This is a genomic window from Kitasatospora sp. NPDC088391, from assembly GCF_044753345.1.
GTDB lineage: Bacteria > Actinomycetota > Actinomycetes > Streptomycetales > Streptomycetaceae > Kitasatospora.
Genome location: NZ_JBIVNB010000004.1, coordinates 359,308 through 382,302 on the forward strand (window position 1 = coordinate 359,308; position 22,995 = coordinate 382,302).

The 22,995-nt window shown below is 74.1% G+C and carries 24 protein-coding genes; 14 read left to right on the forward strand and 10 right to left on the reverse strand.

Going from position 1 to position 22,995, the window contains the following annotated elements:
- Positions 1-124: 124 nt before the first annotated feature.
- The 4 genes from ACIQBJ_RS14735 to ACIQBJ_RS14750 all read left to right on the forward strand — a co-directional run bounded on the left by ACIQBJ_RS14735 (position 125) and on the right by ACIQBJ_RS14750 (position 2,884).
- On the forward strand, positions 125-268 hold the full coding sequence (locus tag ACIQBJ_RS14735; RefSeq protein ID WP_400708812.1) for a hypothetical protein: 144 nt from the start codon (positions 125-127) through the stop codon (positions 266-268).
- Positions 265-654, forward strand: coding sequence for a type II toxin-antitoxin system death-on-curing family toxin (locus tag ACIQBJ_RS14740; protein ID WP_400708814.1), 390 nt, complete (start codon positions 265-267; stop codon positions 652-654). Before ACIQBJ_RS14735 ends, ACIQBJ_RS14740 begins: the two co-directional genes overlap by 4 nt.
- 128 nt (positions 655-782) lie before the next feature.
- Positions 783-1,769 carry a phosphatidylinositol-specific phospholipase C gene (locus tag ACIQBJ_RS14745; RefSeq protein WP_400708815.1) on the forward strand — a complete coding sequence of 329 codons (987 nt, stop codon included), beginning with the start codon at positions 783-785 and terminating at the stop codon, positions 1,767-1,769.
- 182 nt (positions 1,770-1,951) lie between these two features.
- On the forward strand, positions 1,952-2,884 hold the full coding sequence (locus ACIQBJ_RS14750; protein ID WP_400708817.1) for a Gfo/Idh/MocA family protein: 933 nt from the start codon (positions 1,952-1,954) through the stop codon (positions 2,882-2,884).
- A gap of 77 nt (positions 2,885-2,961) precedes the next feature.
- On the opposite strand, the gene ACIQBJ_RS14755 is transcribed toward ACIQBJ_RS14750, so the two are convergent.
- From ACIQBJ_RS14755 to ACIQBJ_RS14775, 5 genes are all read right to left on the reverse strand, one after another.
- Positions 2,962-3,969: an FG-GAP repeat domain-containing protein gene (locus tag ACIQBJ_RS14755; RefSeq protein WP_400708819.1), complete on the reverse strand. Its 1,008-nt coding sequence runs from the start codon at positions 3,967-3,969 to the stop codon at positions 2,962-2,964.
- Between the two features lie 227 nt (positions 3,970-4,196).
- Positions 4,197-5,300, reverse strand: a complete 1,104-nt coding sequence (locus tag ACIQBJ_RS14760; protein WP_400708821.1) for a peptidoglycan-binding protein — start codon at positions 5,298-5,300, stop codon at positions 4,197-4,199.
- A gap of 246 nt (positions 5,301-5,546) precedes the next feature.
- Positions 5,547-5,972, reverse strand: a complete 426-nt coding sequence (locus ACIQBJ_RS14765; protein WP_400708823.1) for a DUF1214 domain-containing protein — start codon at positions 5,970-5,972, stop codon at positions 5,547-5,549.
- 211 nt (positions 5,973-6,183) lie between these two features.
- Entirely contained in the window at positions 6,184-6,459 is a 276-nt protein-coding gene (locus ACIQBJ_RS14770) for a hypothetical protein (protein WP_400708825.1), read from the reverse strand.
- A 292-nt stretch (positions 6,460-6,751) separates the two neighbouring features.
- Positions 6,752-8,251, reverse strand: coding sequence for an MFS transporter (locus ACIQBJ_RS14775; protein WP_400709764.1), 1,500 nt, complete (start codon positions 8,249-8,251; stop codon positions 6,752-6,754).
- Between the two features lie 137 nt (positions 8,252-8,388).
- Between ACIQBJ_RS14775 and ACIQBJ_RS14780 the strand changes: the two genes are divergently transcribed.
- The 4 genes from ACIQBJ_RS14780 to ACIQBJ_RS14795 all read left to right on the forward strand — a co-directional run bounded on the left by ACIQBJ_RS14780 (position 8,389) and on the right by ACIQBJ_RS14795 (position 12,358).
- On the forward strand, positions 8,389-8,901 hold the full coding sequence (locus ACIQBJ_RS14780) for a MarR family winged helix-turn-helix transcriptional regulator (RefSeq protein WP_400709767.1): 513 nt from the start codon (positions 8,389-8,391) through the stop codon (positions 8,899-8,901).
- Positions 8,902-9,331: 430 nt separating this feature from the next.
- Positions 9,332-10,546, forward strand: a complete 1,215-nt coding sequence (locus tag ACIQBJ_RS14785) for a PP2C family protein-serine/threonine phosphatase (RefSeq protein WP_400708827.1) — start codon at positions 9,332-9,334, stop codon at positions 10,544-10,546.
- 173 nt (positions 10,547-10,719) lie between these two features.
- Positions 10,720-11,691, forward strand: a complete 972-nt coding sequence (locus ACIQBJ_RS14790) for a phosphotransferase family protein (RefSeq protein ID WP_400708829.1) — start codon at positions 10,720-10,722, stop codon at positions 11,689-11,691.
- A 214-nt stretch (positions 11,692-11,905) separates the two neighbouring features.
- Entirely contained in the window at positions 11,906-12,358 is a 453-nt protein-coding gene (locus ACIQBJ_RS14795) for a CBS domain-containing protein (RefSeq protein ID WP_400708831.1), read from the forward strand.
- A 56-nt stretch (positions 12,359-12,414) separates the two neighbouring features.
- Here ACIQBJ_RS14795 and ACIQBJ_RS14800 read toward each other — a convergent pair whose 3' ends face one another.
- From ACIQBJ_RS14800 to ACIQBJ_RS14810, 3 genes are all read right to left on the reverse strand, one after another.
- Positions 12,415-12,981 (reverse strand): DUF5994 family protein, encoded by a 567-nt coding sequence (locus ACIQBJ_RS14800; RefSeq protein ID WP_400708833.1) that lies wholly within the window; start codon positions 12,979-12,981, stop codon positions 12,415-12,417.
- Positions 12,982-13,220: 239 nt separating this feature from the next.
- Positions 13,221-13,424 (reverse strand): cold-shock protein, encoded by a 204-nt coding sequence (locus tag ACIQBJ_RS14805; RefSeq protein ID WP_400708835.1) that lies wholly within the window; start codon positions 13,422-13,424, stop codon positions 13,221-13,223.
- A gap of 286 nt (positions 13,425-13,710) precedes the next feature.
- Positions 13,711-14,565 carry a helix-turn-helix transcriptional regulator gene (locus ACIQBJ_RS14810; protein ID WP_400708837.1) on the reverse strand — a complete coding sequence of 285 codons (855 nt, stop codon included), beginning with the start codon at positions 14,563-14,565 and terminating at the stop codon, positions 13,711-13,713.
- A gap of 302 nt (positions 14,566-14,867) precedes the next feature.
- On the opposite strand from ACIQBJ_RS14810, the gene ACIQBJ_RS14815 reads away from it, so the two are divergent.
- The 6 genes from ACIQBJ_RS14815 (at position 14,868) to ACIQBJ_RS14840 (ending at position 20,820) form a co-directional block, all read left to right on the forward strand.
- Positions 14,868-15,842, forward strand: coding sequence for an aldo/keto reductase (locus ACIQBJ_RS14815; protein ID WP_400708839.1), 975 nt, complete (start codon positions 14,868-14,870; stop codon positions 15,840-15,842).
- 67 nt (positions 15,843-15,909) lie between these two features.
- Complete coding sequence (locus tag ACIQBJ_RS14820) at positions 15,910-16,761, forward strand: aldo/keto reductase (protein WP_400708841.1); 852 nt, start codon at positions 15,910-15,912, stop codon at positions 16,759-16,761.
- A 426-nt stretch (positions 16,762-17,187) separates the two neighbouring features.
- The gene (locus ACIQBJ_RS14825; protein ID WP_400708843.1) at positions 17,188-17,769 is read left to right on the forward strand and encodes a DUF5994 family protein; all 582 of its coding nucleotides are present in this window, start codon (positions 17,188-17,190) and stop codon (positions 17,767-17,769) included.
- Positions 17,770-18,284: 515 nt separating this feature from the next.
- Positions 18,285-18,488, forward strand: coding sequence for a cold-shock protein (locus tag ACIQBJ_RS14830; protein ID WP_030918248.1), 204 nt, complete (start codon positions 18,285-18,287; stop codon positions 18,486-18,488).
- 358 nt (positions 18,489-18,846) lie between these two features.
- The gene (locus ACIQBJ_RS14835; protein WP_400708845.1) at positions 18,847-20,316 is read left to right on the forward strand and encodes a DEAD/DEAH box helicase; all 1,470 of its coding nucleotides are present in this window, start codon (positions 18,847-18,849) and stop codon (positions 20,314-20,316) included.
- 126 nt (positions 20,317-20,442) lie between these two features.
- Complete coding sequence (locus ACIQBJ_RS14840) at positions 20,443-20,820, forward strand: CBS domain-containing protein (protein ID WP_400708847.1); 378 nt, start codon at positions 20,443-20,445, stop codon at positions 20,818-20,820.
- A 182-nt stretch (positions 20,821-21,002) separates the two neighbouring features.
- On the opposite strand, the gene ACIQBJ_RS14845 is transcribed toward ACIQBJ_RS14840, so the two are convergent.
- Together ACIQBJ_RS14845 and ACIQBJ_RS14850 are read right to left on the reverse strand one after the other, a co-directional pair.
- Positions 21,003-21,764: an MBL fold metallo-hydrolase gene (locus ACIQBJ_RS14845; protein WP_400708849.1), complete on the reverse strand. Its 762-nt coding sequence runs from the start codon at positions 21,762-21,764 to the stop codon at positions 21,003-21,005.
- A 99-nt stretch (positions 21,765-21,863) separates the two neighbouring features.
- Positions 21,864-22,958 (reverse strand): GlxA family transcriptional regulator, encoded by a 1,095-nt coding sequence (locus ACIQBJ_RS14850; RefSeq protein ID WP_400708851.1) that lies wholly within the window; start codon positions 22,956-22,958, stop codon positions 21,864-21,866.
- Positions 22,959-22,995: the final 37 nt, after the last annotated feature.

A 22,995-nucleotide genomic window follows, 5' to 3' on the forward strand; every position in this document is an offset into this window, starting at 1 on the left:
CGTCCCAGCCGCCCGGCCCCGCCCGCCACCGGTTTTCCGGCCCGTCCACCGGGGCTTATTCGATCGACCACCACCCGTCCCACCGGCTACTTTGCGGATTCGACCGGACCGGGGGAACCACGCCATGGAGCAGCAGGAACAGCAGGACGAGCACCAGGACCAGGACCGGGCGCGGCAGGCACTCGCCCGCGCCGCCCGCCGAGCCGCCCTGGTGGCGCGGATCCGCGCGGCGAACGCCGAGACGCTGGAGAGGCTGGCCGACCTGTGACCACCCGTCAGCCCTGCACCGACCACCTCGACGAGGAGGACGTGCTCTTCCTGATGGGGGAGGCGGCCGTGCTCCGCGAGCCCTCGCTGCTGCACTCCGCCCTGGGCCGCCCGCAGGCCACCGCCTTCGGCGCGGACGCCTACCCGGACGCCTGGTCCAAGGCGGTCGCGCTCGGCGAGTCCCTGGCCCGCAACCACCCCCTGACGGACCGGAACAAGCGCACCGCCTTCGAGTCGATGCTGCTGTTCCTGGACTACAACGGGCAGCCCTACACCGATCCGCACCCGGACCCGGCGGTCGAGTTCGTCCTGCGCCTGGCCCAGGGCGGCTACGCGGGCCGCTTCGAGGACGCGGTCACCGACTTCCGGCAGCTGCTCGGCGGGTGACGCCCCGCCCTGATCCGGTCCCCGCCCCGGTCCCCGGACCGGGGCGGGCGCATGGGCGCCGAGCAGAGTGGGCATGAACCGGACAACATTTGAGCCGGGTCGCCCCGGCCGACCGGGGGAGCGCACCCATGACCGTGGCACGCCGCACACTGCTCACCGGAGCCGCCGCCACCCTGGCCGGCGCCCTCGGCGGACTCGGCGGGCTCGCCCTCCCGGGCAGCGCCCGCGCCGCGACCGCGCCCGGTGTCGCGTCCACGGCCGGCCGCACCCCCGGCGGGCTGCCCACCGCCGACTGGATGGGCCGCCTCGACGCCGGCCGGCCGCTGCTGGGGCTGACCGTCCCGGGCACCCACGACTCCTGCTGCACCGATCCCGCCCACGGCACCGAGTGGTCGCACACCCAGAACTGGGGCGTCCCCGAGCAGCTCACCCAGGGCGTCCGCTTCCTCGACATCCGCTGCAACGGACTCCAGGGCACCGCCGACGAGTTGGGCGTCTACCACTCGGACGCCTACCAGTACCTCCGGCTCCAGGACGTCCTCGACCAGTGCCGGTCCTTCCTGGCGGCCCACCGGGGCGAGACGATCGTCATGCGGCTGCGCAACGAGAACGCGGGCGGCCAGGCGCTCGACGCCGCCGAGTTCCGCCGCCGGGTCGGCCACTACCTCGACGACCTCGGCTACCGCCCGCTGTTCCACCTCTCCGGCTGGCCCACCCTCGGCACCGCCCGCGGCCGGATCGTCCTGGTCGCCGACTTCGCCAACGACTGGGGCGTCATCCAGTGGTCCAGCGGCAGCAACGCCTACTTCCGCACCCAGGACCTCTGGCAGATCGACCAGCTCTTCCCGCTCCCCGCCAAGGGCCGCGCGATCACCCAGCAGTTCGACGCCGCCGTCGCGGACCCCGCCTCCCCGCAGATGTACGTCAACTTCCTCAGCTACGCGGGCGGTTACTGGCCCAAGAGCGCTGCACAGACCCTGATGGACCAGTCGATCTACCCGTACCTGACCGCCCACGCCGGGCGCCCCGGCCGCTACGGCATCGTCCCGATGGACTTCCCCGACTTCCACGTCAACGTCCTGCAGATGCTGATCGACCAGAACTTCACCGCCTGAGCCGGTCGGCCCGCGCCCGCCCCGTCCACGGGCCCCGTCCTCCCCGGCGGGCCCGTCCTCGGCGGCGGGGCCGGGCGGCGCGAACCGGCCGATCCGGGGTGTTCGAACAGCTCAACGGCCGGGCTGGCATATGCTGCCGGGTGGTCAGCGAGGACCACCACCGACGCCCGCAGGAGTGCCCGATGAGTGACCACGAGTCAGAAGACCGCACCACGATCCCGATCGGCGTCGTCGGACTCGGCGACATCGCGCAGAAGGCCTACCTCCCGGTCCTCACCGCGCAGCCCGGCATCGACCTGCGCCTGATGACCCGTGACCGGGCCAAGCTCGACCGGATCGGCGACGCCCACCGGCTCCCGTTCCGGACCACCGACCTGGACGAGCTGATCGACTCCGGCATCCGGGCCGCGTTCGTGCACGCCGCCACCGACCAGCACGTGCCGATCGTCGAGAAGCTGCTCACCCGCGGCGTCGACGTCTACGTGGACAAGCCGCTCGCCTACGACCTCGACGGCGCCCGCCGCCTGGTCGACCTCGCCGCGCACACCGGACGCTCGCTGATGGTCGGCTTCAACCGCCGCCACGCGCCCGGCTACCTGCTCGCCGCCGAGCGCCCGCGCGACCTGATCGTCCTGCAGAAGCACCGCGAGGGCCTGCCCGAGGCGGCCCGCACCCTGGTCTACGACGACTTCATCCACGTCGTCGACAGCCTGCGCTTCCTGGTCCCCGGCGAGATCGAGCACGTCGACGTCCGCTCCCGCACCCGCGGCGGCCTGGTCGAGCACGTGGTGCTCACGCTGGCCGGCAGCGGCTTCACCGCGCTCGGCATCATGAACCGGGTCTCCGGCTCCACCGAGGAGATCCTGGAGGTCTCCGGCGCCGACGCCAAGCGCGAGGTGCACAACCTGGCCGAGGTGATCGACCACAAGGGCCAGCCGACCGTCCGGCGCCGCGGCGACTGGGTGCCGGTCGCCCGCCAGCGCGGCATCGAACAGATTGTGCTGCACTTCCTCGACGCGCTCCGGGCCGACAAGACCCTCGACGCCACCGACGCGCTGCGCACCCACGAGCTGTGCGAGCAGATCGTCCGCCGGATCGAGGCCGACGCGGCCTGACCCGCCGGACACCTCCCGGACACCTCCCGGACACCTCCCGGACGCCTCCCGGACGGCGTCCGGGAGCCGACGCCCCGTCAGCGGTGCAGCAGCACCGAGACGGTGTCGTCCTGCGCGGACGCCACCACCAGGTCCGGCCGGTGGCGGCCGGTGAGGTCGGCCGCCGCGATGCCGTTCGGCGTCGAGTACCGGCCCCGGCCGACACGGTAGGCGTCCGGGGCGCGGAACGTCCCGTCGCCGTTGCCGCGCAGCAGCGCCGCCGTGTTGCCGCCGGTCGCCACCACCAGGTCGGTCCGGCCGGGACGGGTGAACGGACCGGCCACCAGCGCGTGCGGGCCCTGGCCGGCCGGGAAGGCGTGCTGCGGCCCGAAGGTGCCGTCGCCGCGGTTCAGCAGCACCCGGACGTCGCTGCCCTCGTCCACCACCGCCAGGTCCGGGTGCCGGTCGCCGTCGAAGTCGCCCGCTGCCAGCGAGACCGGCGCGCCCGACGTCGGGTAGCGGACGAGCGGACCGAGCGTGCCGTCGCCGCGGCCGGGGAACACCGCGACCTCGCCGAGGCCGTCCAGCGCCACCGCCAGGTCGAGGCGCCCGTCGCCGTCCAGGTCGACCGCCGCCAGCGAGGCCGGGTTCGAGTTCTCCCCGGTCGGGTAGCCGACCGGGGCGTCGAACCCGCCGTCCGGGCAGCCGTGCAGCAGTTCCACCTCCTTCTCGCCGAGACCGGCCACCACCAGGTCCGGACGGCCGTCCCCGTCGAAGTCGCCCAGCGCCACCGCGTCGGGGTACGCCCCGACGGGAATCCGGCGCTCCGGCTCGAAGTCGTTGCGGCCCCGGCCGAGCAGCAGCGAGACGGCCGCGCCGTCCTGATCGGCCGTCAGCACGTCCGCCCGGCCGTCCCCGTTCACGTCCCCCACCGCGAGCGCGGTCGGGCCCGGGCCGACCCCGAACACCCGCTGCGGCGCGAACCGGCCGTCCCCGTACCCGGCCAGCAGCGAGACCGTCCCGTCGCCGGTGTTCGCCACCACCACGCTCGGCGGCCCGTCCCCGGCGAACCGCCCCACCGCCACCGCCCGCGGATCGTGCCCCACCGGATAGTCCGTCTTCCCCCGGAACACCCGCCCCTCCGCCCAGGCCCCGCCCGACCCCCCGACCACGACCCCGACCGCCACCAGCCCCGCCACCCACCCGCTGCGCCGCACCCGCCGACCTCCGCTCCTCGCCGTTCCGTCCCGCCCATGCTGACTCGTTCGCCGACGAACCTCCGGCACCGACACCCCGCCTCCCCGGAACGGAGCACCCTGCGGTCCCCGTGGCCTCAGGAGAAGAGCAACTGCCAGGTGAGCGGGCCCGGGTAGCCGTCGGCGTCGCCGGACAGCTCGGGGCGGGAGCGCTGGAACGCGGCGACGTTGCGGCGGTCGGCCTCGCTCCAACTGCGGCTCGGGCCGACCCGGTAGGCGCCGCCGAAGCCCTTCCGCACCAGCTGCTCGCCGAGCTGCAGGACCGAGTCGTTGACCTGCCCCGGCCCGAACCTGTCCCGGCCGGGGAACGGCGGCGGCCCGGCGGGCGCGGCCGGCGGGATGTCGCTGCCCCGGCCGGACACCAGCAACTCCCAGGTGAGCGGCCCCGGGAGGCCGTCCGCGCCGCCGCCCGTCCAGCCCTGCGCCCGCTGGAACGCGGCGGTCGCCACCCGGTCGGCCTCGCCCCAGTCCGGCCCCGGACCCACGGCGTAGAACCGGCCGCCCCCGCGCCCGACCAGCATCCGGCCGAGCCGGGTGACGTACGCGTTCGACCGGCCCGGCCCGAACGCCCCCGCCCCCGGGAAGCCGTCCGGATCGGCCACCGGAGCACTCGGCGGCGGGGCGCTCGGTGGCGGGGGCAGGGCGCTCGTGGTGCTCGGGGCGGCGACCGCGGCCGTCGGTACTCCGCCGAGTCCGGGGTCGGCGGAGACGGTGCCCTCGGGGTAGGCAGGGACGCCGTAGCCGTAGGGGGAGCCGGGGCCGCGGCGGTCGCGGGTGCGGCGGTAGACGCCGTCGCCCTGCGGGGAGCCGCCGGTGTTGGTGTTGCCCTCGACGGTGGTGATGGTGTCGGCGTCGTAGGCGACCACGACGCCGGTGTGGGTGCCGCCGTCGGGGCCGAGGTAGAACGGGCCGCCGAGCACCGGGTACTCGCTCCACCGCCCTTTCCCCTTCCACCAGTTGACGGCGTAGAGGCAGGAGGCGGTGATCGGCCACAGACCGTCCATGCCGGTGCGGTGCGCGGCCCAGGCCTCGAAGGTGGCGCACCAGGGCTGGCCGTCGGACCACTCCAGGCCGGGGGTCTCGGTGCTGTAGCGCTGCTGGTTGTTCCAGTTGCCGTCGGGGTCGCGTCCCTCGTGCTGACCGACCTGGCCGAGCAGCAGGGCCACGAATTCGTCGCGCATGGGGTCCTCCGGGGCGCACTGAACAGCCCGGACTCCGAAGAGCCGGGCGAAGCAAGGGAGTTGTGGCGGCCACGCCGGTCACGGCAGCGGTGGGCCGCGGAAGAACGGGCGAAGAACGGCGGGCGCGGACGGGCACCGCCGGAACGGGAATCGGTGAGGGAGGGGGAGCCGGCCGTCAGCGGCGGAGCGCCCCCGCCGAAGCCGCGACGCCCGGCCGGCGAACGGCCGACAGACCGTCAATACCCGCTACCACCAGCATCGAAGCCTCCACCCCGGGGCGAGCCGACTCGGCCCGGGGTGCCGCCCGCCGCCCGCCTCAGTAGGTGAACCAGCCCCGGCCGGGGAGGGCCTGGATCCAGCCCCGGCCGGGGAGGGCCTGGATCCAGCGGCCGTCGGCACCGTCCGGTTGGGTGGGGCCGAAGTACAGGTCGACGGTGTCGGCAGCGTCGGAGCCGAGCTTGTCGAACAGCGAGCGGAGCGCGGCCCGGCCCTCGGGGTGTCGACTTCGGAGCGGGTCCGGGCGTCGTAGGCGGTGACGGACCAGAAGAGTCCGGCCGGGACGGGCAGGGGCACGGTGAGCCGGGAGGCGTGGGCGTCGTCGAGGTGGGTGCCGGTGGCGTCGCGCAGGCCGAGCCGGTACAGCGAGCCCTGGCCGACGGTGCGGCGGAACATCGCGGGCGAGACGCCGACGGCCTCGACGAACCAGTGGTCCTCGGCCTCGACGTCGAGGGAGCCCTCGCGTTCGAAGGCGCCGCTCTCGAGGCGCAGGCCGGCCCACTCCCCGGTGCGGTCGGGCCGGACCGCGCGGTCGGGGGCGGTCGGGGGCGGTCGCGGGCGAAGTCGGAGACCAGCATGTCGTCGCGTCCCTCGCGGGCGGCCCCGGTCAGCACCCGTGTCGTCCGCTCGTCGGGGGCGAACGGCCGGCCTCGGTGCCGAGTTCGGCGAGCAGGCCGAGCATCGGCCGCGGTTCCTCGACAGCTGGTTCGGAGTCGATCACCGCGTGCAGGACGCGCCAGGACTCCAGGTTGTCCTCCCACCGCGGGCAGGTGCGGTCGACGGCCCGGTCGCCGTAGTCGGTGAAGGGGTACGGGGACGGGTTGTCCGCCCGGGCCGACGGGTAGAAGCGCACGGAGGCGAGCAGCTTCCTGGCGCCCTCCACGTCGCCGCCCGGCGGCGGGCGCGCAGTGCGCAGAACACCGTCCGGGTGTCGCGGCGAACCACCTCGTAGCCTTCGCTGGGCACGGGCCCGTCGTGGCCGGGCGGCAGCGGCAGGTGCCTGTCGCCGCCGGGTCCGTACGCTCCGGGCGGGGCGACGTCGGCGATCCAGCGGAAGTGGTGGTCGTCGACCAGGCCGATCGGCGGCCCCGGCGGCTTGGTGCGGCCGAGTCGTCCGGGCCGTCCACGTCGGTCGCGGGGAGAGGGCCTCCGCGGGCGCTCTCCCCGGCCGTGCTTCAGACGGTGAGGCGCTGTTCGGCGTCGGAGCCGCCGGCGGGTCCGGGGACGCTGCCGTGCTGCTCGTCGTCGGGGCGGCTCTTTCGGGGCAGCAGGAAGGTGATCGCGAGGAACGCCGCCAGCAGGCACGCCTGGACGGTCAGCGCGTAGTGGAACCCGCCGGTGAAGTCGCCGGTCTTGGCCCGGGCGAAGAACACCGAGCCGAAGACCGCCACGCCGATGGAGCCGCCGATGGCCTGGACGGCCGACAGGACGCCGGAGGCGGAGCCGATCTCGTCGTCGTCGACTGCGGCCAGGACGAAGCCGAACAGGGCGGCGATCACCATGCCCGCTCCGACGCCTGCGACTGCCACCCCGGGGACGATGTCCCAGGCGGAGAACGAGCCGCCGGTGAGGCCGTCCAGCTCGAACCAGAGCACGGCGGCACCGGCGAACTGGACCAGCGGACCGACCTGCAGCACCTTGCGGCCGATCCTGTCGGCGAGGAACGCGCCGCTGACGGCTCCGCCGACGGCGGTGCCGACCGCGAGCGGCAGGTTGCCGAGTCCGGCGTCGCCGGCGGTGAAGTGCCGGCCGATCTGGAGGAACAGGGTCAGTACGAGTTGGGTGCCGACCAGCCCGCCGAAGAACAGGGCGATGCCGCCGAGCCCGACGGTGAAGGCGGGTTTGCGCAGCAGACCGGGGGTGATCAGCGGCTCGCGGCCCGAATCGGCGGCGCGGCGCTGCTGGACGGCGAACAGGGCGAAGCCGAGTGCCGAGGCGGCCGTGCACAGCCAGGTCCACAGTGGCCAGCCTGCCTCCTGCCCCTGGTTCAGCGGCAGCACCAGCAGGGCGCAGGAGGCCACGACCAGGGCTGCCCCGGTCAGGTCGACCCGGACGGCGCGGTCGCCGGGCTTCTTGGGCACGAACTTCGCGGCGGCGGCCAGGGCGGCGAGGCCGATGGGCAGGTTGACCAGGAACACCGAGCGCCAGCCCAGTCCGAAGAAGTCGCCCTCGACGAGGAAGCCGCCGAGGACGGGGCCGATGACGCCGCCCAGGCCGAGGACGGGGCCGAAGACCGCGAAGACCTTGGTGAGTTCGGGGCCGGAGAAGTTCTCCCGCAGCAGGCCGAGGCCCTGGGGCAGCAGGATCGCCCCGGCTGCGCCCTGGAGCAGCCGGAAGGCGATCAGCGTCTCGATGTTCGGTGCGAGCGCGCACAGCAGCGAGGCGGTGGTGAAGGCGGCCAGGCCGATCAGGAACATGCGGCGGCGCCCGTAGCGGTCGCCGAGTCGGCCGCCGAGCACGAGTCCGGCTCCCAGGGTGAGGGTGTAGCCGCCGATCACCCACTGGAGGCCGGCGGAGCCGGCTCCGAGGGAGTCCTCCAGGGCCGGTCCGGCGACGTTGACGATCGAGGCGTCGAGGAGGTCCATGGTCTCGGCGGCGAGCATCGCGACCAGGATCAGCCGGCGCCATCGGTAGGGCTCGGAGGTCCCGTCGGTGGTCGGGGCCGGGTCGCGCATGCTCAATACCTCCATGGTGAAGTAATTTCATCATGAAGATAAATTGGCCGGGGTAGGTTGTCAAAGCGAGCCGCCCACGCGGCCGCCCGGCGGGAGAGACCGGCGGGAGAGAGGTGGCAGGCCCCGTGGAGGAAGCGATGGGCGACGAGGTCGCGGCACGGCACGAGCACGTGATGGAGGGGTTGCGGACCTACGGCGGCCACTACGCCGAGCTCAGTCGGCGCTTCGCGGCATGGCTGGGCCTGCACTCCACCGACGCGGCCGCGGTGCTGGAGATCGCCGCCGCCGAGGAGCGGGGCACCCCCCTGTCACCGGCCCGGCTGAGCGAGCGCGTCTCCCTGTCCACCGGTGCCACCACCGCGCTCCTGAACCGCCTCGAAGCAGCCGGGCACATCACCCGCACCCGCGAGCACACCGACCGGCGCATCGTCACCCTGCACAGCGGACCGCACATCCAGCAGCGGGCGGACGAGTTCTTCGGCCCGCTCGCCCACCGCCTCGACGCCGCGATGTCCCCCTACCCGCCCCAACTGCTGGAACAGTTCGTCCGGTTCATCGCCGACCTGAACGCCGCCATGGACACCCACCTCACCGAACCGGACCCCGGGACGCCGCGCGCCCCGGCCCCTCGTGAGGACCGTCGGCCCTGAAGGTCGTTGCACAAGGCCGAGACCGAGGCGTTTCTGCCGTACGGGTTGCCGGGGCGGGTCGGGTTTGCCGGGTCAGGGTGTGGACAGGCGCGGGGTGGCGCCGGATCCGGTTGAGCAGACAGCCCGTGCCGGGGCCGCTGGTCGGCACCGGGCGTCCTGCCCGGCGCCGAACGGCGTGCGGGGCCCTGCCTCAGGCGTTCACCCGGGGTGCCCGGCGGATTCGGCACCGTCCTCCTCGACCGGCTCACCACGGGATGGTGGCGGTGGCGGAGCGCGGCGGGAAGGCCGTGCGGGCGGACCCGGCGGTCGGGCAGCCGGTGCCTTCGCCCCCGCGTCGTGGCCGGGGGCGGACCGGGGCGGTCTCGGGCGTAATGGAGGGAACCGGTTCGTCGGGCCGGATGCGTGGCCCGGAGCGGTTCGGGAGGCAGGCATGGCGGTGAGCGGTGAGGACGGACGGCGGCCCGCGGGGGGAGCGGACCGGCCCGCGGGGCCCGGGGAGCACCTGCTGGAGGTGCTGCTCGACCGGGCGCGGGAGCTCGCGCCGACGCTGGTCGCCCCGCTGGTCGCCGAGGCGGTGGCGGGGCTGGGCGGCCGGGAGCCGGTGCTGCTGCTGCAGGACTACGGACAGTCGGTGCTGGTCCCGTTGCCCGGTGACGGCCTGGCAGGGGGCCCGCCCGTCCCGATCGCGGGCTCCGCGGCGGGTGAGGCGTTCCTGGGGGGCGCCGCGGTGGAGGTGCCGCAGGACGACGGGGTGCGGGTGTACCTGCCGCTGCTGGACGGCGGGGACGAGGCGGGGGTGCTGGCCTTCACCCTGGACGCCGTCGCCGACGGCGACCGGTCGGTGCTGCGGTGGCTGTCGGCCCTGGTGGCGGACCTGCTGATCACCAGGAACGGCTACACCGACCTGCTCTCCCGGGCCCGGCGGCTGGAGCCGATGAGCGTGGCCGCCGAGATCCAGTGGTCGCTGCTGCCGCCGCTGTCGATGTCCGCGCCCCGGGTCGCGGTGGCAGGCATCCTGGAGCCCGCCTACCAGGTGGCCGGCGACAGCTTCGACTACGCGCTCAACGGCGACGTGCTGCACGTCGCCACCCTGGACGCGATGGGCCACGGCCTGGACGCGGCCACCATGGCGACCGTCGCCGTCGGCGCCTACCGCCACGCCCGCCGCGCAGGCGTCGGACTCGCCGGGATCTACGCCTTCATGGACCGGGCCGTCGCCGAGCAGTTCGGCCCCGACCACTTCGTCACCGCGCAGATGATGCGCCTGGACACCGCCACCGGCCAGCTCCAGTGGGTCAACGCCGGCCACCCGAAACCGCTGCTCATCCGGGACCGCGCGGTCGTCGAGCGCCTGGAGAGCGCCACCACGCTGCCGGTCGGGTTCGGCGGCGAGCAGCCGGTGGTCAGCGAACGGGAACTCCGGCGCGGGGACCGGGTGCTGTGCTTCACCGACGGCCTGGTCGAGGAACGGGGGGCGGGCGGTGAGCAGTTCGGCGAGGAGCAGCTGATCGACTGGGTCGACCGCATCGAACGCACCGGCTCCGGCGTGCGGGCCACGGTGCGCGCCCTCTCGCACGCGCTGAAGGCCCGCCGGGGCGGGCGCACCAGCGACGACGCCACGCTCTTCCTGATCGAGTGGCGCTGAGCGGCCCGGTCGCCTCTTCCGGTGCGCCGGGGCCACCGCGTTCCCCCACCCGCGCCGGGGCTGCGGACCGGCCCGTCCGCTCGCCCGGCCCGGCCCACCACGTGCGCGCCGACCCGTGAACGGGGGTCCGTGAGGGCTGGTGCGGGCCGCCGTCCGGATGATGGAGTGGCACGGTGACCAACCATGACGAGGCGGCGACCGTCCGGCCGTTGACACTGGCCTGGGTGCGCCGGCACCTGGAGGCCGACGAGCGGATCGTCGGGGCCGAGGTGCTGCACGGCGGGGCCACCGCCGAGATGCGGAAGCTGACCGTGGGCGCGCGGGACGGAGGCGTCCGGCACCTGGTGCTGCGCTCCTTCGTCGACCCGACCCGGCAGGGGCCGGCCGAGGACCTCCTGCACCGTGAGGCCGATGCCCTGACCACGCTCACCGGCACCGGCACAACGGCGCCCGGGCTCGTCGCCGTGGACCCGACCGCCGCGCACTGCGAGCACCCCTCGCTCCTCATGACCCACCTGCCGGGCCGACCGGTCACCGACGACGGGGGGCTGGAGGCGCGCCTGCCCCTGCTGGCCCGTCAACTCGTGGCGATCCACGCGGTGCGGCCGGCCGTCCGGCCCCGGGAGTACACGGCGCTGTCGACCGCCGACACCGCCGTGGTCCCCGGGGGCGCCGACGCCGCGGCCTGGGCCGCCGCGATCGACGTGATCCGTACGCCTCCGCCGCGCTACGAAGGGCGCTTCCTGCATCGGGACTTCCAGCCCGGCAACGTGCTGTTCGACCTGCCGCCCGCGGGCCCGGCCGGTGCCGCCGGCGCCCGGATCAGCGGTGTCGTCGACTGGGCGGCGGCCTCCTGGGGTCCGGCGGACCTCGACGTCGCGCACTGCTCCACCAACCTCGCGCTGCTGCACGGCCCGGAGTGGGGCCCGCGCTTCACCGAGGCCTACCAGGAGGCGGGCGGCACGCTGGCCGCGACCGCGGCCGCGCGGCTGTACTGGCAGGTGCGGGTACCCCTGGCGTTCTCGGAGGAAGTGCGGTGGGTGGCGCGGCCGTGGCAGGAGGCGGGGCGGGCCGAACTGACGGTACGCGTCGTGGAGCAACGGCTGAACACCTACCTGACCTCCCTGATGGACGCACCGGGCTGAACACCGCGGTACGGGGCGCGACCCGGCTTCACCGCCCACGGCCCGACCGGGTCGGGAGCCGGGCGGAACGCCTCGCGGTTCCCGCTCCGGGCAGGAGTAGCCTCGAAGGCGTCCAGGGCATTCCGCATCCCGGTAGCCGTTCCGGCCTCGTTCTGGGTGAACGCAAGCCCGGCAGCCGCGCGCGCGGGCCGCCGGAGAGGAAGCGGTGAGCCCCGTGACCGCCACCGAACGCCCCGCCCTCCCGCCGCGGCACCGCCGCGGGCTCACCGTCGCCGACGCGATGGAGCCGTGGGAGCACCAGATCGCCGACGACAGCACCGTCGACCGGGCGAACGACGTCCTGAGGGGGTCCGGCGTCGACTACCTCCTGGTCCGTCACCACGACGGCCGTTGTGAGGGCGTCGTCACCCGGACGGGGCTGCGCTCCGCCCCGGCCCGTCCCCGGCACACCGAGCACACCGGCCGGACCACGGTCGGCACCACCGCACACCAGCGCGGCCCGTTCGCCTGGCCGACCCTGGGGCTGGCCCTCGCCGCCGTCGCCATGCGGGTCAGACGCCTGGCCGTCTGGCCCGTGGTCGACGAGGACGGCTACCCTCTCGGCGTCCTCACCGCGGACCGGGCCGCGCTCCTGCTCGCCGTGCCGGGCAGTCGGGCGGACGGGTGAGCCAGGCGTTCCGGCGCGACCCCTCCCGACGGCACGGCGCTGACGCACGTTCCCGGCTACCGGCCCGCCGTCCAGTACGCGGCGCGCTGCCGCGGCGGGGTCACCCGCCGACCGGCCCCGCGAGTGCCGTCGAAGCGTGCGGTCGCCGCCGCCCGACCGGGGCGCGGCCGCGGCCCCTCCCGGCGGACCGGCTCCAGCATGAGCAACTCGCTCGCGGTCCGGGTGTTCCTCGGGTCGGACGCCTCCGCCATGAGCCGGTCGGCGTCGACCGCGTCCGTCTGCGGGGGGACGACCAGCAGGTCCAGTCGCCGACCGTACGAGCGGAGCATGACCATGTGCTTGTCCTGCTCGGCCGCGTACCAGCCCGCGTGCACGACGTGGCCCGTGACCGGGATCCGGCGCGGGATCACCGGCCACTGCGCGGGGTTCACGGTGATCCGGGTGACCCGGCCCCACCGCGCATCCAACTTGGCTGCCAGCGAAGGGAGTTCGCGCAGCAGGTCGTTCGACCGGGGCCACCAGGCACCGTCCAGCCGGCCCGGCTTCCGCCGCTCGGGGGCGAGCAGGAGCCGCAAGGGGCGGCCGGGAACGGCGGGTTCGGTGCGATCGGCGATCGCGTTCATGGTCGAGGACCCGTCTCCGGACCCGGCCGCACCCGGTCCGGGATCAGTCGTTCGCCGGAGACGGGGCCGGTGTACGGTGCCGGTCCACGGAGTGCCCTCGGCGCCGACCAGCCTACTCCGGACCGGTACGGCAGGACGCCCCCGTCCTGACGGGCGGCACGGCACGCCGAGGGGCCCGCACCGGGCTCGACGCGCCCGGTGCGGGCCCCTTGCTGCCCGACTGCGGCCGGGCAGCGGAATCACAGCGGGCGAATGTTCTCGGCCTGCAGGCCCTTCTGGCCCTGAGTGACGTCGAACTCGACCTTCTGACCCTCGATCAGCTCCCGGAAGCCGCCGGAGCTGATGTTCGAGTAGTGGGCGAAGACGTCCGGGCCGCCGCCCTCCTGCTCGATGAAGCCGAAGCCCTTTTCCGCGTTGAACCACTTCACGGTGCCGTTGGTCATGTGGGAAATCTCCTTCGGAGGTCTTCCGGGACCCGCGCGGTGCGGATGCCGAGTCACCGTGATGGGATCCCGCCCGGAGAAGACCCGGAAAACAAAAATGCGCCCGCGAAACATCAGCAGGCGCACACGAATTTCATGGGGACCATTACTGCAACTACGTCGACTGTAACAGCCCCCGGTCCGCAACGGGCGGAAACGCGCGCCCGGAATTTCCGGCCCCCGGAATCCGGCCGGTCCGGGAACGAGGGTTCTCCCTCCCCGCGCCTCCGCCGCAGCGGTTGTCGGCCTACCCGTCGGCCGGCGTGGCGGCGAGGCTGCCGAGGAGCCTGACCCGCTCCTCGGTCGGGGAGCCGGGCGCGCTGGTGCAGGCGTACATCGTCCAGCCCGGGTGGTCGGGGAGCCCGACGCCTTCGTAGACGAATTCGAGGTCGCCGACGTCGGGGTGGCGGATGCGCTTGGTGCCGGTGCGGTGCAGGCGCACGGCGTGGGCGGACCAGCGGGTGCCGAAGGCGTCGCTGCGGGCGGCGAGTTCGCCGATGAGGTCGGTCAGGGCCTTGTCGCGGGGGTCGCGTCCGGCGGCGGTGCGCAGGTTGGCGGCGGAGGCGTCGGCCGTCCGCTCCCACTCGGGGTAGAAGGTGCGCGCGGCAGGGCTGAGGAAGGTGAAACGGGCGGTGTTGCCGCGGGCGTCCGGGTCGTCGAGCAGCGGGGCGAGCAGGGCGCGGGCGAGGGGGTTGGTGGCGAGGACGTCGGCGCGCTGGTCGACGATCCACGCGGGCGCCCCGGTGATCGCGTCGAGGAAGCGTTGCAGGGAGGGCCGGACGGTATCGGGCGCGGGGCGGGCGCGGCGCCGGGCCGGGGCGGGGCTGGCCGCGCGGGCGAGGTCGTGCAGGTGCTCGGTCTCCGCGTCGTCCAGGCGCAGGGCGCGGGCGAGGGCGTCGAGGACTTCGGGGGAGACGCCGGCGAGGTGGCCGCGCTCGATCTTGGCGTAGTAGTCGCTGCTCATTCCGGCGAGCATGGCGACCTCCTCGCGGCGCAGGCCGGGCAGTCGGCGTCGGCCCGCCGTGGGGATGCCGGCCTGCTGGGGGGTGATGCGGTCGCGTCGGGTGCGCAGGAAGTCCCGCACCTCGGCCTGGTTGTCCATGGCCTCCACGGTACGGCCGTCCGGGTGTCCTTCAGGAGGGACTGCCAGTACGCGTACAAGCAGTCCCTCGCGTCCGGTGGCGGCCGGTGTTGGAATGGTCGCGTTCGGGGCGGTCCGAGCATTCCGGGCCCCGGCTTCCCCCGGGGCGCGAACGCGCAACGTGACGACGAAGGAGAGGAAGGGGCCAGAAGCAGGGGGAGCCACCGCCTTCGCCCTCCGTCGTCCCCGCCACCCGCGCCGCACCTGATGCCGGACCGCTGCCGGTCACCCGACCGATCGACGACAACGAACAGGAATCCTCCGTGAAGCACGTCAAGCTGCGCGACCTCGACGTGGCCCGCATCGGCCTGGGAGCCATGGGCATGTCCCACGGCTACACCGGTGCCGGCACCGACGACGCGGAGTCGATCCGCACCGTCCACCGCGCCCTGGAGCTGGGCGTCACCCTCCTCGACACCGCCGAGGTCTACGGCCCCTGCACCAACGAGGAGTTGATGGGCCGCGCCCTCAAGGGCCGCCGCGACCAGGTGGTGCTGGCCAGCAAGTTCGGCCTGATCTCGCACACCGGCCGCCCCGGGCCCACCGACAGCAGCCCGGCCAACGTCCGCGCCGCCGTCGAGGGCTCCCTCACGCGCCTGGGCACCGACCGCATCGACCTGTACTACCAGCACCGCGTCGACCCCGACACCCCGATCGAGGAGACCGTCGGCGCCCTCGCCGAACTCGTCACCGAAGGAAAGATCCGGCACATCGGCCTCTCCGAGGCCGGACCCGGGACCATCCGCCGCGCCCACGCCGTCCACCCGATCACCGCGGTGCAGTCCGAGTACTCGCTGTTCACCCGCGACCCCGAGGCCCGCGTCCTGCCCGTGCTGCGGGAGCTGAACATCGGCTTCGTGCCCTTCTCCCCGCTCGGCCGCGGCTTCCTGACCGGTGCCGTCCGTGACCCCGGGCAGTTCGACGCCACCGATTTCCGCGCCGACAACCCCCGCTTCAGCGGCGACAACTTCCCGCACAACCTGCGCCTGGCCGACCGGGTCGCGGCCATCGCCACCGAGACCGGCGCCACCCCGGCGCAGGTTGCCCTGGCCTGGCTGCTCGCCCAGGGCGACTTCATCGCGCCCATCCCCGGGACCCGCCGGGTGGCCCGCGTGGAGGAGAACACCGGCGCCGACGCCGTCCGCCTCACCGACGACCAGCTCGCCCGGCTGAGCGCCCTGCCCCCGGCCGCCGGCGACACCCACAACCAGGCCCAGATGCGCATGATGGAGCGCTGACCACCGGACCCGCGGGATCCGCCGACCGCACCCGTACCACCCCACCCCTCGTCCCAGGAGATTCCCCGTGCAGCACGTCACCCTGAACAACGGCGTCCGGATGCCCATCCTCGGCTTCGGCGTCTACCAGATCCCCGCCGACCGGACCGAGCGCGCCGTCACCCAGGCCCTGGAGGCCGGCTACCGGCTGCTGGACACCGCCGCCGCCTACGGCAACGAGGAAGCCGTCGGCCGCGCCGTCAAGAACAGCGGCATCCCCCGCGAGGAGCTGTTCGTCACCACCAAGCTGTGGGTCCAGGACGCCCCCGCCCAGGACAACACCCGCCGCGCCCTGGAGACCTCCCTGGCCAAGCTCGGCCTCGACCACGTCGACCTCTACCTGATGCACCAGCCCTACGGCGACGTCTACGGCCAGTGGCGCGCCATGGAGGCCGCGAACCGCGAGGGACTGACCCGGGCCATCGGTGTCGCCAACTTCCACCCCGACCGGCTCCTCGACCTGATCCTCAACAACGAGACCACCCCTGCCGTCGACCAGATCGAGACCCACCCCTTCTTCCAGCGCACCGCCGACCACGCCCTGATGCGCGAGCACGGCGTCCAGCACCAGGCGTGGGGCGGCTTCGCCGAAGGCAAGAACGACCTGTTCACCCACCCCGTCCTCAGCAAGATCGGCGAGGCGCACGGCAAGTCGGTCGCCCAGGTCGTGCTGCGCTGGCTGATCCAGCGCGACATCGTCACCATCCCCAAGTCCGTCAACCCCGACCGGATGGCGCAGAACATCGACGTCTTCGACTTCGCCCTCACCGACGACCAGATGACCCGGATCGCCGCCCTCGACACCGGCAGGACCCTGTTCTTCGACCACCACGACCCCGAGATGGTCGCGTGGCTCAGCAAGCGCCGCATCGACAACTGACCTGCGCCACCACCCGGCCCCGAGCACACCGGCGCCCCGGCACCCGGCCGGGCCGAGGCCGCCACCGTCTGACGACGTCACCGCCACCACCCCGGTGTGCGGGGCCGCGGGATGCTCCTACGGCTGTCAAGCCGCAGGAGCCAGGTCGGTTTGAGTGACGTGCCGCGTCGGCGTAACGGGTCAGGGTGCCATGGACCCCGCGCGCGACGAATCGCCCGAGGCAGCGCATGACGTCCTTCCGGACGCCTCTCGCCGGCCCGGCCGGGAGGGGCGGTCCGGAGGAGCGCGGAGCGGGGGAGGGCGGAGAGTAGGCTGTACATCACCGAAGGCACTTCGCATGCCGGCACCGGATACTGGCGTCGTCTCCGGCGAACGGCGATGCCGGGCCCGAGCCCTCGGGCCGGTCCCGGAGACAGGTCCTCAGCCATGACCACGACGTCCGACCGTGCCCCGACGGCACCCGCCGCCCTGGAATCCACCCCGCGGCTCTCCCTGAGCCCTCGCGGGGCCCGCCCCGGCCGCCTGGACGGAGCCTGGTGGCCCCGCTCGCGCGACCTCCTCCTCGAACTCCCCTCCCTGGCCGCCGAGCTCGACGCGCGGTGGGGCCGGGTCACCCGGATCACCGTCAACCCCGCGCAGTGGCCCGTGATACCCCGGCGCGTTCCGGTCACCGGGCACACCGTCCACGTGGGCTGGTACACCACGGAGCAGGACGAGCACATGATCATGGTGTGCTCGTACACCCCGCGCCGACTGGAACTGCTGGTCGTCCCACCGCAGACGGACAGCACGGGCGCCGCGCGGCTGATGGCCGAGGCCGCCGACCCGGCGAACACCAGGACCGCGAGCGAGCTGTTCGCCGCGGACACCCTCGGCGGCGGGACGCGGCAGGAGCCGGGTCCCGGGTTCCTCCCGTCGTCCGTCGCACCTCCCGGCGGCACCGGGGCGGCCGACCGGCGGGCGGACACCGCCCGGAGCCGGGCCGTCTCCTGGCCCCCGCCGGCGTAGGCGGCGGGCGGGAGCCGCGCTGCGGGCCGCCCGGACGCGGTCACCGGGCCGAGGCCGACGCCGGTGGGAATGATCATGGTGGCCCTCGTCCCCGCCCCCCCGGCCGGCACAAGGTTCGTAGTCATGCGGCGCGGACGCCGGTGCAGTCGCCGTGCTCGGCCCCGGTCTCCTGGCGGCCGGTCTCCGCCGCCGCACGGCCGCACGGCGTGGACCGCGGTCATGTCGCCGACGTGCTTGGCGGCGAAGAGGATCGGGGTCACCGGCGGCTCCGGGAGCAGCGGTCGGTCCGGAAATGCGGCGCCCGGGAAACAGGGGCGGAACATCCACCCGCTGCGGGCTCCGGGCTGCTAGAGTCGTCGTAGTTGCAGTAGTGGTTCCCATGAACTTTGTGTGCGCCTGCTGATGTGTCGCAGGCGCATTTTGTTTTCCCGGTTCTCGTCCGGGTGGGTCATCATCGCGGCACTCGGAGTCGGCACGGTGCGGACTTCGGACAGCCCCTTGAAGGAGATTTATTCATGGCTAATGGCACTGTGAAGTGGTTCAACGCGGAAAAGGGCTTCGGCTTCATCGAGCAGGAGGGTGGCGGCCCCGACGTCTTCGCCCACTACTCGAACATCAACGCCAACGGCTTCCGTGAGCTGCTCGAGGGCCAGAAGGTCGAGTTCGACGTCACGCAGGGCCAGAAGGGCCCGCAGGCCGAGAACATTCGTCCGCTGTAGTTCTTCTGCCACGGCACCCGCCCGGCAGCGAGGGGCCCGCACCGCGTACACGCTCGGTGCGGGCCCCTCGGCCTTGTCCCACCCCGATGTACGCCCCTGGCCCCGCCACCGGCGGCCGTTCCCGCGCGAGACGCCCGACGCCGCGTCCGGATCGCCGCCCTGCCGTGAGATCCCACGGTTCGAGGTTCTTCGCTCCCGCCCCTTGCCGGTGGGCGTCGACCGCAGGTGACGTGCCGCACGGTTCTACCGTCCACGCCCCGCCCGTCGTACTTCCGGCCCGTTCCCTCGCGGTCTCCGCCCGGCGCCCCGCGCTGCGGAGCCTTCCCCGTGACGTGCCGCCATGAGGAAGGTTTCCCGCATGAACCGCTCCAGTCGCCCCTCGCACCAGAGCTCCAATCCCCGCTCCGCCGCGGGCTCCCGCTCCGGGGGTGGTTCCTCCGGCCGCCGCTCCCGTCAGGGAGCCTGCGTGCAGGGCGAGTTCGCGATGCCGGTGAGCACCACCCCGGCGCTGCCGGCCGTCGAGTCCTTCGGTGAGCTGGGCATGCCGGAGGCGCTGTTGTCGATGCTGATCCGCCAGGGCGTCACCGCGCCGTTCCCGATCCAGGCCGCGACGCTGCCGAACTCGCTGGCCGGCCGCGACGTCCTCGGCCGGGGCCGGACGGGCTCGGGCAAGACCCTCGCGTTCGGCCTCGCCCTGCTGGCCCGCATCGCCGGACGACGGGCCGAGCCGCGCCAGCCGCTGGCGCTGGTCCTGGTCCCCACCCGCGAGCTGGCCCAGCAGGTCACCGACGCCCTCACCCCGTTCGCCCACGCGGTGCGCCTGCGCCTGGCGACCGTGGTCGGCGGGATGTCGATCGGCCGCCAGGCCCAGACGCTGAACCGCGGGGCCGAGGTCGTGGTCGCCACCCCCGGCCGCCTCAAGGACCTGGTCCGGCGCGGCGACTGCCGACTGGACGGGGTCGGCGTCACCGTCCTCGACGAGGCCGACCAGATGTCCGACATGGGTTTTCTGCCGCAGGTCGTCGAACTCCTCGACCAGGTCGCCGAAGAGGGCCAGACGATGCTGTTCTCCGCCACCCTGGACCGCAACGTCGACCGCCTGGTGCGCCGCTTCCTGAAGGACCCGGTCACCCACTCGGTGGACCCGTCCGCGGGCGCGGTCAGCACGATGGAGCACCACGTGCTGCACGTCCAGCGCTCCGACAAGGCCGCCACGATCGCGCACATCGCCTCCCGGGGGAGCGGGGTGATCATGTTCACCGACACCAAGCACGGGGCCGACCGCCTGGCGCGGGACCTGCTCGCCAACGGGGTGAAGGCGGCGGCCCTGCACGGGGGCAAGTCCCAGCCGCAGCGCACCCGCACCCTGGAGCAGTTCCGCACCGGAGCGGTCACCGCGCTGATCGCCACCAACGTCGCCGCCCGGGGCATCCACGTCGACGGCCTCGACCTGGTCGTCAACCTGGACCCGCCGACCGACCACAAGGACTACCTGCACCGCGGCGGCCGCACCGCCCGGGCCGGCGAGTCCGGCACCGTCGTCACCCTGGTCCTGCCCGAACAGCGCCGCGAGGTCAGCCGGCTGATGGCCACCGCGGCCATCACCCCCCTCACCACCCGTGTCAGCGCCGGGGACGAGGAACTGGCCCGCATCACCGGCGCCCGCGTGCCCACCGGCATCCCCACCACGATCGCCGACCCCGTCGTCGAACGCCCCCGCCGCAGCACCTCCACGAGCCGCAACCGCCGCCGCCGGGCCAACCGCACCGCACGGACCAGCACCGACACCCGCAACACGGCACCCGGGCACACCGCCGTCGCCCGGTAGGACACCGTACGGGCGGGACCGCGACACGGCCCCGCCCGACCCGCCCCTGCGGACGCCCTCGACCCGTCTCCCCCCGCGCCCGGACCGCCGCCACCACCGGCGGCAACGACCCGAAGGACTTCACCCATGACCGTCACCCTCGAACGCCCCGCGACCACCACGGTCGGCGACCTCATGAAACACCCCGAACTGCAGATCAGCGACGACGTCACCGCCGACACCGCGATGGACATCCTGCACAGCTCCGGTGCGGACCACCTCCTGGTCCGCACCGAAGACGGCCGCTGCGCCGGGCTGCTGACCCGCCTGCACCTCGCACCGTTCCAGGCCCGCTCCTGGTACACCGAACGCACCCCGGTCCGCGACATCGCCCTCGACCGCGCCCCGTTCGCCACCGCCGACATGCCGGCCGCCGACGCCCTCACCGCCATGCGCGTCCGCGGACTGGACACGTGGCCGGTGGTGGACCACGACGGTCACGCCATCGGCCTCCTCGAGGCATAGGGGGTCCGTACGGGGCGCCGCGTGGACCCCGTCCCGGACAGTCGAAGGATGGGAAGTGCTGCTGACCAGCTCGAAGCCGTGAAGGGAACCTTTGCAGGTCAAGATGGGTGCAGCGTGCATTGGTCCAGGTCGGGGCTCTGCCTTGGAGGACCTCCTGAAGCCGGTGTCGGGGCCGGGGCCGGTCACTCGGTGCGGGCCGGGAGGCGTCCGCCGGCTTCGCGGCGGGTGAGGCGGCGGTGTTCGCGGTCGGCCCACTTGCGGGCGCGGGCCGGGTCGAGGGCGGTGCCGTGGCCGACGTGCAGGGTGGTGGGGGAGAGGTCGAGCATGGCGCGGAGGCTGGTGAGGTTGCGGCGGGGGTCGTCGTGGAAGGGCGGGTCGGCGGGGCGGCCGGGGAGCAGGCCCATGAAGGAGTTGGCGATCAGGTCGCCGGCGACCAGGGCGCCGTCGTCGGTGAGGAGCGAGACCGACCCGGCGGTGTGGCCCGGGGTCGGGACGATCCGGGCGGCCAGCCCGAACCCGTCCAGGTCCAGTTCGCCGCGCACCACCACCTCGGGGTCGCACGGCTCCGCCGTCACGTGCAGTTTCCGGTTGCGGGCCAGCAGTCGCCCCATCGGGCCGGTCGGCAGGTAGGGCTCGCGGACCCGGCCCGAGCGGTACTGCCCGAGGTCGGCGGCGTGCCCGGCCACCGGGGCGCCGGTGAGGCGGTGCAGTTCGGCGGCCGAGCCGAAGTGGTCGAGGTGGCCGTGGGTGAGGACGATCAGCGCCAGGTCGGCGGGGTCGACGCCGTGCGCGGCGATCGCGTCGTGGATCTTCCGCCCGCTGCCGGGCGTCCCGGCGTCCACCAGCACGGGGCGGCGGCCGAGCAGCAGGTAGGCGTTGATGTGGTGCCGCCCCAGGACGGGGATCGGGACGACCTTCGTACGGGACGCGGTGGTGCGGGACACGGTTCTCCTCCAGGAGGTGGCGGGGGCGTGCGGGCACGCCGGGGGCCGACCGGTGCGCGGACGCGCCCGGCCTTACGGCAGAAGGAAAGTGACGGCAGGTCAGAAACGGCGGCGGTACTCGGCGGGCGTGGTGCCCAGCCGCCGCCGGAAGACGCGGTGCAGGGTCTCCACGGAGCCCAGGCCGCTGGCGGCGGCGACCTCCGGCAGGCCGCGGGCGCCGTCCGTGAGCAGCCGCCGGGCGGCCTCCAGCCGGGCCGCCTCCACGTAGGCGGCGGGGGTGGTGCCGGTGCGCTGCCGGAACAGCCGGGTGAAGTGCCGGGTGCTCAGGTGGGTCCGGGCGGCGAGGGCGTCCAGCGAGAGTTCCGCGGTGAGGTGGTCGGCGATCCAGCGGCGCAGTTCGTCGATCGGGTCGTCCGCGCCGGCCGGGACGGACAGCGGCACGCTGAGCTGGCTCTGCCCGCCGGGGCGTTTGACGTACATCACCATCATCCGGGCGGTGGCGAGGGCGAGTTCGGGGCCGTGGTCCTCGGCGACCATGGCGAGCGCCATGTCCATTCCGGAGGTGACGCCCGCGCACGTCCACACCGGCCCGTCCCGGACGAAGATCGGGTCGGGGTCGACCCGGACGCCGGGGTGGTCGGCCGCCAGCCGCCCGGCGGTCAGCCAGTGCGTGGTGGCGGGGCGGCCGTCGAGCAGCCCGGCGGCGGCCAGCAGGTGCGCCCCGGCGCAGACCGAACCGATCCGCCGGGCCCGGGGCGACACCGTCCGCAGCCAGTCGACCACCGGACGGTCGATCACCGGCTCCACGCCGCCGCCGTCGACGAGTTCGATCGCCCCCGCGACCAGCAGGGTGTCCACCGGATCGGCGATCTCTGAGATCTCTGAGATCTCTGAGACCTCTGAGACCTCTGAGACCTCTGAGACCTCTGAGACCTCTGAGACCTCTGAGACCTCTGAGACCTCTGAGACCTCTGAGACCTCTGAGACCTCGGCGAAGGCCAGGTCGGCGAGCAGCCGGACCCCGCCGGAGCTGGCCACCGGGCCGCCGTCGGCGGTGGCGATCCGCACCCGGTAGCCGGGGCGGTCGGCGCCGGCCAACCGGGAGGCGACCGAGAACACCTCGGCCGGTCCGGTGGCGTCCAGGAGTTCGATCCCGGGGAAGGCGGCGATCACGACGTGGTGCGGTGCGGGCATGCCCCGATCCTTCCGCCCGGCCGGGGACGGCCGCAAC